The sequence below is a fragment of the Parvularcula marina genome, assembly GCF_003399445.1.
Lineage (GTDB): Bacteria > Pseudomonadota > Alphaproteobacteria > Caulobacterales > Parvularculaceae > Parvularcula > Parvularcula marina.
Map to the genome: position 1 here is coordinate 1,998,816 of NZ_QUQO01000001.1, position 14,617 is coordinate 2,013,432.

17 protein-coding genes and 1 pseudogene are annotated in these 14,617 nt (G+C 60.9%); 6 read left to right on the forward strand and 12 right to left on the reverse strand.

Features of this window, described 5'->3' with window-relative positions:
* Positions 1–87: 87 nt before the first annotated feature.
* From DX908_RS09670 to sdhC, 4 genes are read right to left on the reverse strand one after another with little or no spacing between them, the layout of a single operon-like run.
* Positions 88–465 carry a nuclear transport factor 2 family protein gene (locus DX908_RS09670; RefSeq protein ID WP_116392138.1) on the reverse strand — a complete coding sequence of 126 codons (378 nt, stop codon included), beginning with the start codon at positions 463–465 and terminating at the stop codon, positions 88–90.
* Between the two features lie 11 nt (positions 466–476).
* Positions 477–2,279, reverse strand: coding sequence for a succinate dehydrogenase flavoprotein subunit (sdhA, locus tag DX908_RS09675; RefSeq protein WP_116392139.1), 1,803 nt, complete (start codon positions 2,277–2,279; stop codon positions 477–479).
* A gap of 19 nt (positions 2,280–2,298) precedes the next feature.
* Positions 2,299–2,643, reverse strand: a complete 345-nt coding sequence (gene sdhD / locus DX908_RS09680) for a succinate dehydrogenase, hydrophobic membrane anchor protein (protein WP_116392140.1) — start codon at positions 2,641–2,643, stop codon at positions 2,299–2,301.
* Positions 2,644–2,648: 5 nt separating this feature from the next.
* Positions 2,649–3,089, reverse strand: coding sequence for a succinate dehydrogenase, cytochrome b556 subunit (gene sdhC / locus DX908_RS09685; RefSeq protein ID WP_233508668.1), 441 nt, complete (start codon positions 3,087–3,089; stop codon positions 2,649–2,651).
* A 124-nt stretch (positions 3,090–3,213) separates the two neighbouring features.
* On the opposite strand from sdhC, the gene DX908_RS09690 reads away from it, so the two are divergent.
* The 3 genes from DX908_RS09690 to DX908_RS09700 all read left to right on the forward strand — a co-directional run bounded on the left by DX908_RS09690 (position 3,214) and on the right by DX908_RS09700 (position 6,598).
* Positions 3,214–3,756, forward strand: coding sequence for a YbjN domain-containing protein (locus DX908_RS09690; protein WP_158548643.1), 543 nt, complete (start codon positions 3,214–3,216; stop codon positions 3,754–3,756).
* Positions 3,757–4,094: 338 nt separating this feature from the next.
* A complete protein-coding gene (locus DX908_RS09695; protein ID WP_199564668.1) occupies positions 4,095–4,787 on the forward strand; it encodes a DUF305 domain-containing protein in 693 nt (230 codons plus the stop codon).
* A complete protein-coding gene (locus DX908_RS09700) occupies positions 4,784–6,598 on the forward strand; it encodes an LVIVD repeat-containing protein (protein ID WP_147303770.1) in 1,815 nt (604 codons plus the stop codon). Before DX908_RS09695 ends, DX908_RS09700 begins: the two co-directional genes overlap by 4 nt.
* Before the next feature lie 5 nt (positions 6,599–6,603).
* Here DX908_RS09700 and DX908_RS09705 read toward each other — a convergent pair whose 3' ends face one another.
* From DX908_RS09705 to DX908_RS09740, 8 genes and pseudogenes are all read right to left on the reverse strand, one after another.
* A complete protein-coding gene (locus DX908_RS09705) occupies positions 6,604–7,047 on the reverse strand; it encodes an acyl-CoA thioesterase (RefSeq protein WP_116392144.1) in 444 nt (147 codons plus the stop codon).
* A gap of 8 nt (positions 7,048–7,055) precedes the next feature.
* Positions 7,056–7,334 (reverse strand): HPr family phosphocarrier protein, encoded by a 279-nt coding sequence (locus tag DX908_RS09710; RefSeq protein ID WP_199564669.1) that lies wholly within the window; start codon positions 7,332–7,334, stop codon positions 7,056–7,058.
* Entirely contained in the window at positions 7,331–7,753 is a 423-nt protein-coding gene (locus tag DX908_RS09715; protein ID WP_116392146.1) for a PTS sugar transporter subunit IIA, read from the reverse strand. Before DX908_RS09715 ends, DX908_RS09710 begins: the two co-directional genes overlap by 4 nt.
* Positions 7,754–7,758: 5 nt before the next feature.
* On the reverse strand, positions 7,759–8,262 hold the full coding sequence (locus tag DX908_RS09720; protein WP_116392147.1) for a phosphoenolpyruvate carboxykinase (ATP): 504 nt from the start codon (positions 8,260–8,262) through the stop codon (positions 7,759–7,761).
* The gene (locus tag DX908_RS09725) at positions 8,259–10,013 is read right to left on the reverse strand and encodes a sensor histidine kinase (protein WP_116392148.1); all 1,755 of its coding nucleotides are present in this window, start codon (positions 10,011–10,013) and stop codon (positions 8,259–8,261) included. The genes DX908_RS09720 and DX908_RS09725 overlap by 4 nt, the downstream gene beginning before the upstream one ends.
* Before the next feature lie 49 nt (positions 10,014–10,062).
* On the reverse strand, positions 10,063–10,761 hold the full coding sequence (locus DX908_RS09730; RefSeq protein WP_116392149.1) for a response regulator transcription factor: 699 nt from the start codon (positions 10,759–10,761) through the stop codon (positions 10,063–10,065).
* A 71-nt stretch (positions 10,762–10,832) separates the two neighbouring features.
* The gene (locus tag DX908_RS09735; protein ID WP_116392150.1) at positions 10,833–11,114 is read right to left on the reverse strand and encodes a 4a-hydroxytetrahydrobiopterin dehydratase; all 282 of its coding nucleotides are present in this window, start codon (positions 11,112–11,114) and stop codon (positions 10,833–10,835) included.
* Between the two features lie 11 nt (positions 11,115–11,125).
* Positions 11,126–11,829 (reverse strand): annotated as a pseudogene (locus DX908_RS09740) (Sir2 family NAD-dependent protein deacetylase).
* A gap of 103 nt (positions 11,830–11,932) precedes the next feature.
* Between DX908_RS09740 and DX908_RS09745 the strand changes: the two are divergent.
* From DX908_RS09745 to dapD, 3 genes are read left to right on the forward strand one after another with little or no spacing between them, the layout of a single operon-like run.
* Positions 11,933–13,021, forward strand: coding sequence for a DUF1036 domain-containing protein (locus tag DX908_RS09745; RefSeq protein WP_158548645.1), 1,089 nt, complete (start codon positions 11,933–11,935; stop codon positions 13,019–13,021).
* Complete coding sequence (locus DX908_RS09750) at positions 13,008–13,736, forward strand: pyrimidine 5'-nucleotidase (protein WP_116392152.1); 729 nt, start codon at positions 13,008–13,010, stop codon at positions 13,734–13,736. Before DX908_RS09745 ends, DX908_RS09750 begins: the two co-directional genes overlap by 14 nt.
* Complete coding sequence (dapD, locus tag DX908_RS09755) at positions 13,733–14,569, forward strand: 2,3,4,5-tetrahydropyridine-2,6-dicarboxylate N-succinyltransferase (protein ID WP_116392153.1); 837 nt, start codon at positions 13,733–13,735, stop codon at positions 14,567–14,569. The genes DX908_RS09750 and dapD overlap by 4 nt, the downstream gene beginning before the upstream one ends.
* Positions 14,570–14,617 lie beyond the last annotated feature (48 nt).

Here is a 14,617-nt window from a genome sequence, read left to right on the forward strand (position 1 = left end):
ACGCGCTTCAATCGGCGCTATTACGGGGCTCGCCTGTGGCAATGGCGAGGCGATTTGGGGGCGTCCCGGCCGTCAGGGAGCCTGAGGTTACTTGAAATCGTTTTCGTTGAGGGGCGTCAGAAAAGCACGGCGTTCACAGATCAGCTCACCGCGGAAGACAAAGGTTTCCGCTGAGATAAAGCGGAAGATCGTGCCGTCTTCTCTGTCTGCTTCGCCAGCCAGCTCGCCCATCACCGTGTCATCTTCTTCGATGAGGCGGATCTCTGTCAGGCGCGGCAAGCCGGTGAAGCCCTCGCCTTCGATGGCCGCATCATAGGCTTCTTTCCCCTTGAGACGGAAAAAGCCGAACACGGTCCATTCGATGTCGTCGGTCAGGCAGGACAGGATTTGCGCATGATCCATCTTACGGAAGCCGTCGAGATAACGGCGAACCATGGCTTTCTTGGCGGATTCCTGATCTGCCATTGAGGTTTTCCTCAGTACACCCGAGCTTTCGGCTCGATGTAGGAAATGTCGTTCGACATCGTCCATGTATGGACGGGGCGATAGTCGATCGTGGTCGCGCCGTCCTCATACCAGGTGATGGTGTGCTTCATCCATTCATCATCGTTCCGGTCGGGGAAGTCCTCGCGCGCATGGGCGCCGCGGCTTTCCTCACGGTTGGCCGCTGAATCCATGGTGACCATGGCCTGCGCGATGAGGTTGTCGAATTCGAGCGCCTCGACGAGGTCGGTGTTCCAGATCAATGTCCGGTCACTGACGGCAATATCGGCAAGGCCCTTCTGGACTTCGCGGATCTTGACCTTGCCCTCTTCGAGAACATCTCCTGTGCGGAAGACGGCGCAATTGTTCTGCATCACGCGCTGCATGCCGAGGCGAAGCTCCGCCGTCGGTGTGCCGCCGGATGCGTTGCGGAAATGATCAAGCCGGTCGAGCGACTGCTCGCCCGCATTGCTGCCGAAATCCGGCACCGGTTCATTGGCGTTCAGAACCTCCGCACAGCGAAGGCCCGCCGCACGGCCAAAGACCACAAGGTCGATCAGCGAATTCGAGCCGAGACGGTTTGCGCCGTGCACGGAAACGCAAGCCGCTTCCCCAATCGCCATCAGGCCGGGGACGACCGCATCATTGTCATCGCCGCGCTTGGTCAGCACCTCGCCGTGATAATTGGTCGGGATCCCGCCCATATTATAATGGACCGTCGGCAGGATCGGGATCGGCTCTTTGGTGACATCGACGCCGGCGAAGATGCGCGCGGATTCAGAGATGCCGGGCAGGCGCTCGGCCAGTGTCTCGGCCGGGATGTGGTTGAGGTTGAGGTGAATGTGGTCCTTGTTCGGACCGACACCGCGACCTTCGCGGATTTCGATGGTCATCGAGCGAGAGACAACATCGCGCGAGGCAAGATCCTTGGCGGAGGGCGCATAGCGCTCCATGAACCGTTCGCCCTCGGAGTTTGTCAGATACCCGCCCTCGCCGCGCGCACCCTCGGTGATGAGGCAGCCCGAGCCGTAAATGCCGGACGGGTGGAACTGCACGAATTCCATATCCTGGAGAGGCAGCCCTGCGCGAAGAACCATGGCATTGCCGTCACCGGTGCAGGTGTGGGCAGAGGTACAGGAGAAATAGGCCCGGCCATAACCGCCGGTGGCGAGGATCACCATCTTGGCGCGGAACCGATGAATGCGGCCCGTATCAAGATCCATCGCAACGAGGCCGCGGCACTCGCCATTTTCCATGATCAGGTCGAGCGCGAAGTATTCAATGAAGAATTCCGCCTGCTGACGGACAGCCTGTCCGTAAAGCGTGTGGAGGATCGCATGGCCTGTCCGGTCGGCGGCGGCGCAGGTCCGCTGAATCGGGCCTTCGCCGTAATTTTTGGTCATCCCGCCAAAGGCGCGCTGATAGATCTTGCCATCTTCGGTGCGCGAGAACGGCACGCCCCAGTGCTCCAGCTCGTAAACGGCGGCGGGCGCGTGCTTGCAGAGATATTCGATCGAGTCCTGATCACCCAGCCAGTCTGACCCCTTGACGGTGTCATACATATGCCAGCGCCAGTCATCCTCGCCCATATTGCCAAGGCTGGCTGAAATGCCGCCCTGCGCTGCGACCGTGTGCGAGCGGGTCGGGAAGACCTTGGTGACGCAGGCCGTCTTCAGGCCCGACTGCGCCGCGCCCAGTGTCGCGCGAAGCCCGGCACCACCGGCGCCGACGACCACGACGTCATAGGCGTGGTCCGTGATCTCATATGATTTATAGGCAGGTTTGGTCGAACTCATGGATAGGCCTCAGATCATCCTAATGCGTGCCGTTCAGGGTAATGACGATCACCGAGAAAAGGGCCGTAAAGCCGAGGATGACCGCGAATACCTTGTTGAGCATCAGGAGCCGCGAGCGTGCCGCGGGTTTGTGGATATAGTCCTCGATCACTTCATCCATGCCCAGACGCATGTGGTAGAAGATCGAGAGAATGAAGATGACAAGGAGCAGCGCCGTCAGCGGCTCGCCCGCCCAGGCGGTGAACTCCGTCCAGCTTGCCCCGATCAAGCGCACGACCGAGATGATGAACCAGACCACCAGCGGGATCTGGATCATCGCGGTGAACCGCTGGTGGTTGAAATGCTTGGTCGATTTGTTGGCCATGTGAACTACCCCTTCATGCCCAGCGCGACGGCCCAGAGAAGGCCGGTCAGCACGAATGAGAGAAGGATGACGACCCAGACGACTTTCTTGGCCGTCTCTTTCTCGAGCAGCCGGCCCGAATCCCAAATGATATATTTGATGCCGTTCACGAGGTGATACATCATCGCCCAGGAGAACCCGGCAAGGACCAGAAGGCCCAGCGGGGAGCCAAGCAGGCCAGTCACCTGATTATAAAAGGCTTGGCTGACGGCGGCGGACAACAGCCACAGCGTGAACAGGACAGAGCCCGCATAAAGGGCGATCCCCGTTGCACGATGCAGGATCGAGCTCGCCATGGTGACGGTCCATTTCCAGATCTGGAGATGGGGCGAGAGGGGCATTTTGTCGGTATCGGGCGCGTAGGTCGGTCGCGTCTTCAGGAATTCTTCGGCCATGGCGACTTTCATTGTTGCAATTGCGGCATTCGGGCAAGCCTTGTTGCGTGTGACAAGGCCGCGCGCCGCTTACAGCGTAGACATCGACGCGCCTTTACGGCACGTTAATACTCACGACTAGCCGGGGATGACAGTCATGTTGCGCGCAATTTCAATTCTTGTGGCGGGTGCCGCGCTCAGCCTTTCGGGGGCCCATGCCCAGGACCGCAATGTCCGGGATGCAATCACGGCCAAGCAGCTCGAGGATGTGCTCTCGAATGCGGGCCTCAACCCGACCATGCTGCGGGACAAGACGACCGGCGCACCGGTCGCGACGGGCAAGTTCTATGACAATGCCAATCGCTCGATCCTCGATCAGCCGAAAGAGACGGTCTTTGCCGTGCGCGGTATGGATTGCTCTGGCATCCCCGTCTCCTGCGGCCAGCTTGTGCTCTATGCGACCTTCAATCTCGACCGCGAAGTGACGGAGCAGGATTTCCGCGTCGTCAATGAATGGAATGACACCTCCATGTTCGGCCGCGCCTTTGTTCTGGAAGAAAAGCAGAAGATCGGCGTCGACTTCCGGCTCGACATGATCGGCGGGGTGACCGGCGACCATGTGAATGGCCGCATCGGCCGCTGGCCCGAAGTCCTCAAAGAATTCCGCGAGAAACTCGAAGCGGCGCAGGACGGCAGCTAAGTTTTCGGCTGGCCGCTCCTTCAACCCGCTCATCCCCGCGAAGGCGGGGATCTGCCTCTATAGTGTATTCTCTCCATCCCGCGGCTCGACTGCGGGACCCAAGGTGCCTGACTTTCCAACCAAAACCCTTGTCGCCCCGGGCTTGCCCCGGGGCCCAGCTCCGAATCCCTCATCCCGTTTGGGCTGTCAGGTCTGGCGATGGACCCCGGCGTTTCGCTTTGCGTCAGCCGGGGTGACGCGGGTTGGTGGAGAGAGACCCCCCCCTGTCCTCAAATTGACGGGACACCCCGCGTGGCCGTAGCGTCACCTCCGCTGCACAGGTCAGGGGATGAATGACGATGATGGGGAGCGTAACCGCCGCTGCGGCATGGCTGGCCGCCTTCTCGCTGATCACGGTGCAGGACGCCCCGATCGTCCAGCCCGGCGCTCCCGGTGAGGCGGCAACCCGGCTGACCCCTGAGGCATCCGTTGAGATGAGCGATGCGGGCTACACCGAGGCTGACATTGCCTTCATGCAGGACATGATCGTCCATCACGGACAGGCGGTCGAGATGGTCGCGCTGATCGAGGCGCGTACGGAGAATGAAGCCGTCCGGGCGATGGGCGCGCGGATCTCGCTCTCCCAGTCCTCGGAAATCGAGCTGATGCAGAACTGGCTGCGCGCGCGGGGGCAATCGACGGAGTCAAAACTCCTCAAAAGCGGTGGTCACGGCGATCACGATATGGGCGACCATAAAATGGATCATGGTGACAAGGATCCGATGGACATGCCGCTGATGCATGGCATGCTCAGCCCCCGGCAGATGAAGACCCTCGCCGCCGCAGACGGCCTCGCCTTTGACCGGCTGTTTCTGTCGGGCATGATCCAGCACCATCAGGGTGCGCTCGACATGGTCGACATGCTGCTGTCCGATCCCTCGAACGGCCAGGACGCCCTTCTTTCTGAATTCCTCTCCTCGATTGTCGGGGACCAGTCCGCGGAAATCCTCCGCATGCAAACCCTTCTTTCCGCCCTCGGGAGTCCATCATGACCAGAACAAGAATTCTTCTCCCCCTTCTTGCCACCTCAATGCTGGCAAGCGCGGCATTCGCACAGGAACCCACCGAGGGCCCTGAGACCGCGCCGGTCGATGTTCGTACGAACCTCGGCTCAGGGCTATTTGATGCGGAGAATGCGGCATGGAATGTCGAGCGGATCGGCAGCGTTCAGTCTCCGCCCGGTTTCTTTGATCCTGAGGCGGTCTGGCGCCTGCCGCCGGAACCCAAGCCCGGAGAGGCGCGCCAGCGTCCCGGCCAGATCATGTTTGCCAATACCGATCTCGCCTTCAGCGGGGATCGCGTCTTCATGGGCAATTTCCACGGCTTTAACGTGTTCGAGGCACCGGGCGACGGCTCACTCAATCACATTCTCTCGATCGTCTGCCCCGGCGGGCAGGGTGACGTTTCCGTCTACGGAGATCTTGTCTTCCTGTCGCAGGAGCAGAACCGGGGCAGGCTCGATTGTGGCGGGGGCGGGGTCTCCGGCCGGTCAAGCGAGGAGCGCTTCCGGGGTGTCCGGATTTTCGACATCAGCGATATTGACAACCCCCGTCAGGTCGCGGCCGTCCAGACCTGTCGCGGCTCACACACCCACACGCTGGTGCCGCATCCGACCGATACGAATGTGCTTTACATCTATAACTCCGCGACATCCGGTGTCCGTCCGGGCTCGGAGCTTGAGGGCTGCTCGAATGGCGAGCCGTCCTCCAATCCGGATACTGCGCTTTACAGTATCGACATCATCAAGGTGATGCTCGATGCGCCCGAAGAGGCAGCCATCGTCAATCGTCCGCGCATCTTTGCGGATCGTGAGACGGGCGAGGTCAATGGATTGTGGAAGGGTGGTCAGGTCGCGGATGGCGGGCAGAAGACCAACGCGACCAATCACTGCCATGACATCACGGTCTACCCTGAGATGAATCTCGCTGCGGGCGCCTGTTCGGGCAATGGCATTCTGCTTGATATTTCGGACCCGGAGAATCCTTCGCGGATTTCTGAACTCGCCGATCCCAATATGGCCTATTGGCATTCGGCGACCTTCAATAATGACGCAACCAAGGTTCTTTATGCGGATGAATGGGGCGGTGGGCTGGGCGCGCGCTGCCGGGCGGATGATCCCATCGCCTGGGGCGGGGATATCATCGCCGACATCACCGAAGACGGCCTCGTCAAGCGCAGCCAGTTCAAGATCCCGTCCGTTCAACCGGACACCCAGAACTGCGTCAGCCATAATGGCGCGATCATCCCCGTGCCGGGCCGCGATATCATGGTGCAGGGCTGGTATCAGGGCGGGCTCTCGGTGATCGACTTCACCGATAGCGCGCATCCGAAGGAAATCGCCTATTTCGATCAAGGCGCGATTGATGACGGCACGCTGGTGCTGGCCGGCTACTGGGCCGCCTATTGGCATAATGGTCGGATCTATGCGCCGGAAATCGTCCGGGGGCTGGATGTTTTCAAGCTGACGCCCAGCGAATTCCTCAGCGAAGCCGAGATTGCCGCTGCCGAGATGGTGACGGTCGATGTCACTAACCCGCAATGGCAGCGGCGTATCGTCTGGCCAGACAGCCCGGTCATCGCGCAAGCCTATCTTGATCAGCTTGCGCGCGCGGACAGTGTCGGTGAGTTAGGGCTCGGCGTAGAAACGGTGCGGGAGCTGGCGCGCTGGGAAGCGGGCCGTCCCCGGACAAAAGAGCTGGCGCGCCTTGCCGCAAGCTATGAGGAAGAGGCGCAAAGCGCCGATGCCGCGCATGCAGAGATCATGATGAACCTTGCCTCGGCCCTTCGCCGGGCAGGGGAATAGCGCTCTTATTTGTGATCGTCGGGCTCCAGCCCGAATAGCGCAAAAATCTCCGGGCCGACCTTTTGCGGGCGGCCCGTTTTTGCATCCAGCAGCACCCATGTCGTCTGTGCTTGCACGGACCATTTGTCCGAGCCGACTTTGCGGATATCGACATGGCGGTCGAATTTTGGGCCCTTGTGCTTGCCCAGCCAGGTGCGGATCTCGACCTGATCACCGGCTTTGACTTCCTCGCGATAATCGATCTCGTGGCGGCGGCAGACCCAGATATGGGTCTCTTTCATCTCTTCGGGGATGACTGAAAACCAGTGGGCGACGCCGACATCCTGCACCCATTTGACATAGACGGCATTATTGACATGCCCCAGCTCGTCTGTGTCCGACGCCCACGCCGTCCGGTGAAAGAGGATGGCAGAGTCATAATCCTTGGCGCCGTGATAGGGATTGGTCATGGGCAGGCTCACTGCGCTTCGTCAAAGCGGTTCTCGATGAGGGCGGCGAGGGCGGAGACCGCTTCCTCCGCGTCCGGCCCTTTGGCGGCAACGGTGATCGATGTGCCGATCCCGGCGCCGAGCATAAGAAGCGCCATCAGCGAGCAACCGCCGACGGTGGTGTCGTCCTTGGTGACGGTGATCTCGGAAGCGAAATCAGCGGCCATGTCACAGAATTTTGCCGCCGCTCTTGCATGCAGACCGCGCATGTTCCGGATGGCAACTTCGCGCGAGACCTCATCGCTCACGCGTCGTCTTCCTTCCGTCCGGTCAGCTCCCATGAGGCAACGCGGATATATTTGCGGCCCGCTTCATAGGCGGCGCTGACGGCTTCTTCGATTGTGGATTTCTCGCGGAAGCTGACCGGGGCCAGCTTGATCAGCATGGGCAGGTTTACCCCGGCGATGACTTCGCCGCCGGTCTTGCCCATGACAGCGATGGCAAGGTTTGAGGGCGTGCCGCCGAACATGTCGGTCAGGATGATCGCGCCCTTGCCGCCGCCGGCTTCTTCGACGGCGCGTTTGATGTCGTCGCGGCGTTCTTCCATGTCATCATCGGGGCCGATGCAAATCGCCTTGATGCCCGGTTGCGGGCCGACGACATGCTCGGCTGCGGCGATAAGCTCGCGGGCAAACTGTCCGTGGCTGACGACCACAAGTCCGATCATGGCAATTATCCCTCATCTGCCGCAGCGGGCATATAATCGAACCCCGCTCGACGCGAATGTCCAGATAAAATGGAACGGACAAATACAATCAAGCCTGCTCTTCCATGGGTCCAGTGGAATTCAGGCAGGGTAGGGCCATGCTCGCCTAGGGGCGCCCAGGGGGCGGGGTCAGCCGGTTGGCGCTCGGTGGTCAAACCCATCCGGAAGGCAAAGCTCAAAGGATATCGTTCGATGGCCGGAACGACGCTGATCCCGGTGCCGCGCAGCTCGATCCGCCCGGCCATACCGGCGGGCGCGCTGGCAACCAGCCGATCATCCTTGACCCCCAGCCAGCTCATATCATCGCTGATCAGCCGGCTGCGGCGATGGGCACACTGTGTCATCAGCGACATGGCGGTCTGGGATTTGCCCGCACCCGGCGGGCCGAGCAGGGCGATGCCGCAAAGCGGGCCATCGGCATCGACCGCCAGCGCCAGCGTCGTTGCAGGCAGAAGCAGGGGGGCGGTCATGCGGCGCGCCGCAGCGGGATCGTGACGTGGAAGACCGCGCCGATCCGCTCCGTCCCCATCGCATTGAGGCGGTTCTCCGCCCAGATCCGCCCTTCATGGCTTTCGACGATCTGGCGGCAGATCGCGAGGCCGAGCCCGGAATTATTGCCGAACTGCGTGCCCGCGGGACGCTTGGTGTAGAAACGCTTGAAGATGCTTTCGAGATTTTCTTCCGGAATGCCGGGGCCGTCATCGGCGACCGAGATCCGGACCGCCGGGCCCCAATCGTCGCGCTCGACTTCCATCATCACCCGGACGGAACCGTCCTGCGGGGAGAAGGAGAGCGCATTGTCGATCAGGTTGCGGAACACCTGCCCCAAGGTCGAGGGCGAGCCGAAGATATAAAGCGGCTGGGAGCCGAACCGGCCAAGCAGGCGGACGGGCGCCTGCCCCGTCTTGCCCATCATATTGTAGGTCTCGACGATGTCGCGGAGGAGCTGGGCGATATCGACCGCCTCGCGGCTTTCCCGCGCAAGATCGGCATCAAGACGTGAGGCGTTGGAGATGTCCGTGATCAGACGGTCCATCCGCGCCACATCATTGGCGATGACCGCGAGGAGGCGCGCGCGGGCTTCCGGTGTGTTGGCAAGATCGAGGGTCTCAATCGCGCTGCGGATTGAGGTTAGCGGGTTTTTCAGCTCATGGCTCACATCGGCGGCGAAATGATCGATCACTTCGATCCGGTTATGCAGCGCCAGCGTCATTGAGCGGAGGGAGTCAGAGAGCTCGCCGATCTCGTCACGCCGGTTGGGGAATTCGGGCAGGCGCAACTTGCCGGTCCCGCGCAGGCCGTCGCGGACCTTGTCTGCCGCGCGAGCCAGTTTCCGGATCGGCGCAGCGATGGTCATGGTCAGGATGATCGACAGGATGCCGGCGACGATGGCCGCGATGAGGAAGAAGTTGAGATGCGCCGCGCGCGCCTCATCGAGTACCTTGTCGATGCCGCCGATCTCCGCCGTGACGACGCCATAGACCGCCTGCACCTTTCGTATCGGGACCGAAACCGATGCGACCAGCTCTCCGGCTTCGTTATAGCGCAGGCTGTCCGCGCCGCGGTCAGCCGCCTCGCCCGTCGAGAGGAAGGCGCGGGTCAGCTCCTCCTCCAGCGTGCGCCGGCGGGCCGCCTGCCGCAGGCCGGGATCGATGAATGTATCGACGAATGTTTGCTGAAAACCCTCGGCGAGATCCTTCAGCCCAGAGGCAGGTGCCGGGGTCAGGTCGGGCAGCTCTTCATATTGCAGCTCGCCGGTTCGCAGGATCTGGTCCTGCAGCAGCAGCGAGCGGGCATTCTCGATCGGTGCGCCATCGTAATCTTCTGGGGTCTCAAAGATCCGGACCCGGCCTTCAAAGCTTGGCCAGACACGTGTGAATATCGCATTCACGCGGTCGCTATCGATCATGACATCGCAAGGGGCAGAATCATCATCCGCTGTCAGAAGATCGCAATTGGCGTCCTCGGCGGCGACAGTTGCCATGATCGAGGCGATGACCTGCGCCTGCGCGCGCACGCCTTCGAGCTTGGCCTCGATCAGGCCGTCACGGTACTGTGTGACCCGCAAGGAGCCGATGAGAAGTATGCTCAGACCCGCAAGCTGGGTCAGCAGGATGGTGATCGTCAGGCGCGAAATCGGAAAGCGCCCGGTCTCGTCTCTTAAGCGCGAGAACAGCGATCGTTTCTGGGTACCTTCATTCGTATAGCTACGACCCGACATGCGGCGCCGTTTGGCACCGTTGCCCGCCGCCCGAATGCGACGGTGGCGCTTAGCCTTCCTTATATTTGTACCCGACACCGTAGAGTGTCTCAATCTGGTCGAATTCCCGGTCCACGACCCGGAACTTCTTCCTTATGCGTTTGATGTGGCTGTCGATCGTGCGGTCATCGACATAAACCTGATCGTCATAGGCTGCATCCATCAGCGCATCGCGGGATTTCACAAAGCCGGGGCGCTGGGCGAGGGATTGCAGGATTAGGAATTCAGTGACGGTCAGCGTGACCGCCTGACCTTTCCAGGTGCAGTCATGACGAAGGGGATCAAGGCAGAGCTCGCCCCGGCGGATCTGCTGGGAGCTGTCGCTCTCCTCAACCGGCGTGTTCTGAGCGGCCCGGCGACGCAAGACAGCTTTCACCCGTTCGAGCAGCAGGCGCTGGGAGAAGGGTTTCTTGACGTAATCATCCGCGCCCATGGTCAGGCCGAGCACTTCGTCGATCTCCTCATCCTTTGAGGTCAGGAAGATCAGCGGCACATCGCTCGACCGGCGCAGCTCACGCAGGAGCTCCATGCCGTCAAGACGCGGCATCTTGATATCCGATACGACGATTTCGGGCCGGTCGCGCAAAATGCCTTCGAGCGCCTCGGCACCGTCTTCATAGGTCGTGACATCGTGACCGTCCGATTCAAGCGCAATCGAGACGGAAGCGAGAATGTTCTGGTCGTCGTCGACTAGGACAACTCTGGCCATAGATCGGGGATCTCCTCCTGCAACAGGGTCAGTCTGTTGGCGAATTGTGGCAAGCTTTAGCCGAGCCGCATTTAAAGTCTTTCAATAAAACTCGCGAGGGCCACATCGCGGGCCGACAGCCCATCCGCATCATGTGTCGTCAGCGTGATTTCGACCCGGTTGTAAACATTGAGCCATTCGGGGTGGTGGTCGCGCTTGTCGGCCTCGATGGCAATCCGCGTCATGAACCCGAAAGCCTCGTTGAAATCCTTGAACGTAAAGGTCGCCTTGGCGGCATCCCGGCCTTCAACCTCTTCCCAATTGGGAAAGTCTTTGAAAAAGCTTGCTCGTTCTTCAGCCGAAAGTTTCTGCATGGGGCACTCGCTCAATTGCCGGAAAGGATGTCTTTGGCCCAGCGCGGCACTTCGCGTGCAGCGGGGCCGAGAATGTGGTCGTCGAACAGGCCCACATTCTCGGCGCGTTCGAGATTGATGAGAAGGGTGCGGCGCCGCTTGCGCGGGCTTCGGCGGCTAGGCCCGCAGCAGGGTAGACAGTGCCAGATGTGCCGATGGCGACAAAATGGGTCGCCTGCGAAACGGCCGCCTCGATCTCGGCCATATGCCGGGGCATCTCCCCGAACCAGACGACGGCGGGGCGCATCCCGCCGACACTCTCACAGGAGAGGCAGGGCGTCTCTGTGGAAAGATCGCCCGGCCATTCATGCTCCTGCCCGCAAAAGCTGCAGCGCGCATGCGCGATCGAGCCATGCATCTGGAGGATCGCTTTCGAGCCTGCCCTTGCATGAAGGTCATCGACATTCTGTGTAATCAGAAGAAAGCGGTCCCCTCTCGCGGTCAGCGCCTCTTCAAGTTCCGCCAGCGCAAGATGCGCCGCGTTCGGTTCAACCTCGGGGAGCCCGGCGCGCCGCAGATTATAGAATTCATGGACCAGCGCCGGATTGTTCGCGAAGCCTTCAGGCGTGGCGACCTCCCGATAGTCATATTTTGCCCAAATTCCATCCGCATCTCGGAAGGTCTGAACGCCGCTTTCCGCGCTGATACCGGCACCGGTCAGGATGACAAGAAACATAAAAAGAAGAAGTCTGACCGAACGGGCCGCGTCAAGGCTTGCAACGAGAAGGCGCTTGCTAGAAAACAGCTTTACCGTGCCTGGACGCATTTCGAGGTCAAAAATGTCTAACCGCTCTGTCCGTTTGCGGCCTATTTCCGGGGCCATCACGCTATTCGGCATTCTGGTGTTGAGCGGTATGACCATGCTGGCGGGCAGCAAAGCCGCTGCCCAGTATGATTTCTGCAACAAGACCAGCTACGCGCTCTCCGCCGCTGTCGGCTATGTCGATGGCGAAAGCCTCGTTACTCGCGGCTGGTGGCGTCTGCGGGCTGGCGAATGCAAGCGCGTCCTTTCCGAGAAGGTCCAGCCGGGGCGCTACTTTGTTTATGCCGAGGCCATACCGGGCCATAAGGGCGAGCTAAAAACCTGGTCCGGCCGGACCCCGCTCTGCGTTCAGAACGACAGCCTTTTCACCCTTCGCGATCAGGATGAGTGCGCGGAAGACCCGCGGCGCCAGCGGGAGTTCCAGCCCGTCGATGTCACCAATGAAGGCAATGGCACCTGGACGACCGAATTCACCGACGAGAACAACTTCACGGTCTTCATGGCAGAGATTGCCGGGGTGCAGCGTCTGCTCACCGATATCGGTGTCTATGATGGCCGCATTGACGGCTCGCTTGGGCGCAACACCAAGGCGGCCCTCACCCGCTATGCCAAGCAAAAGGGTCTGGGGAACGCCAGCAGCATCAATGACACAATCATTGACTCGCTGATCACCGAGGCGAACCAGGCCGATGCGCGTCAGGGCTTTTTCTTCTGCAACTCGACCATGCTGCCGGTCTGGGCCGCGATTGCCCAGCCGCAGGGTGAGGAGGGCTATTCCTCCTCCGGCTGGTGGCGGCTTGAAAGTCAGGAATGCGCCAAGGTCCGCCGGGGCGCTCTCTCAGGCGAAAGTTTCTACGTCTACGGCCTGATGGAGGCGGAGAGCCGCTCTGTCCCGCTCGCCGGCGGAGACACCGAGTTCTGTATCTCCTCAGTCCAGTTCGAGGCCGAAGGCGATGTCGCCTGTGATGAGGCGGGCTTTGACAAGGCAAACTTCCGCCGGATCGATACGGGCACGGACAAGGCCTTCACTTTCCAGTTCACCCCGGAACTCTTCAACCCGGACTTCGCGGATCGCGTCCGCGCCGAGGCGGATGAGGAACAGTAATCCCTTCCAGGGCATCGACACCTGGATCTTTGATCTCGACAACACGCTTTATCCCGCTGACTGCCACCTCTTCCGGCAGATCGACCAGCGTATGTCGGTCTTCATTCAGGAACGGCTCGAGGTCGAAGCCGGCCATGCCCGTTTCCTGCAAAAGGACTGGTATGCCCGGCACGGCACGACTCTCGCCGGGCTGATGGCCGAGCATGACGTCGCGCCGCAGGACTTCCTTGAATATGTCCACGACATCGACCTCTCCGATGTGGGTCACAATGCTGAACTGCGTGAGGCGATCTCCCGCCTGCCGGGGCGGCGGCTGATCTTCACCAATGGCTCGGTGCGCCATGCCGAAAATGTCGCGGGCAAGATCGGCATTCTCGATCTCTTCGACGGTGTCTTTGATATCGAGGCAGGGGATTACCAGCCGAAACCGCATGCCCCGGCCTATGACCGCTTCATAGGGCATTTCGATGTGACCCCGGAACGATCCGCGTTTTTCGAGGACATGCCCCAGAACCTTCAGGTGCCGTATGAGGCGGGGATGCGGACCGTCTTGGTCCAGTCCGCCGCCGAATGGTTCGACGATGAGCCCGAGGACAAACGTCCCTCAAAGCCCGGTGAGACTTATCCACATGTTCATCATGTCACGGATGACTTGACCGGCTTTTTGGGCAACCTCACAACGCGCGCCCTTGCCGACACAGAGGAAGACACGTGAGCACCCAAGAGCTGAGCCAACTGATCGACGATGCGTGGGAGAACCGGGACCGGATGGATGATCCGGAGGTCCGCACGCCCGTGCTCGAAGACGCGGTGCGCGAGGCGCTGAGCCTGCTTGATTCAGGACAGGCACGGGTCGCCTCCCGCGAGGAGGGCGGCGAGTGGACCGTGCATCAATGGCTGAAAAAGGCGGTGCTCCTGTCTTTCCGCCTGCACGATAATGAGCTGATCCCCGGCGGTCCGGGCGAGAGCACATGGTACGATAAGGTGCCGCCGAAATTCGTCGGCTGGACCGAGGCCGAGTTCAAACAGGCCGGCTTCCGTGCTGTGCCGCACGCCATGGTCCGCTATGGCTCCTTCATCGCACCGGGCGCGGTGCTGATGCCAAGCTATGTGAATATCGGGGCTTATGTCGGGCCCGGAACGATGGTCGACACCTGGGCGACGATCGGCTCCTGTGCGCAGATCGGCGCGAACTGCCACATCTCCGGCGGGGCCGGAATCGGCGGCGTTCTTGAGCCCGTTCAGGCCGCCCCTGTGATCATCGAGGACAATGTTTTCGTCGGTGCCCGCTCAGAAGTTGCCGAAGGCGTGCGCGTCTGTGAGGGCGCCGTTTTGTCAATGGGAGTTTTCCTCGGCGCGTCGACAAAAATTGTAGACCGGCAGACCGGGGACGTGGTCTATGGAGAGGTGCCGCCCTATGCGGTCGTCGTGCCGGGCACGATGGCTGGCGAGAATGGGGGCCCGTCGCTGGCCTGCGCTGTGATCGTGAAAACAGTGGATGAGCGCACCAGGGCGAAGACTGGGATCAACGAACTTTTGCGGGATTAGCATTCGAAATCACTTGCTAGTTTTCCCTTATTTCGATATCAAAACGAA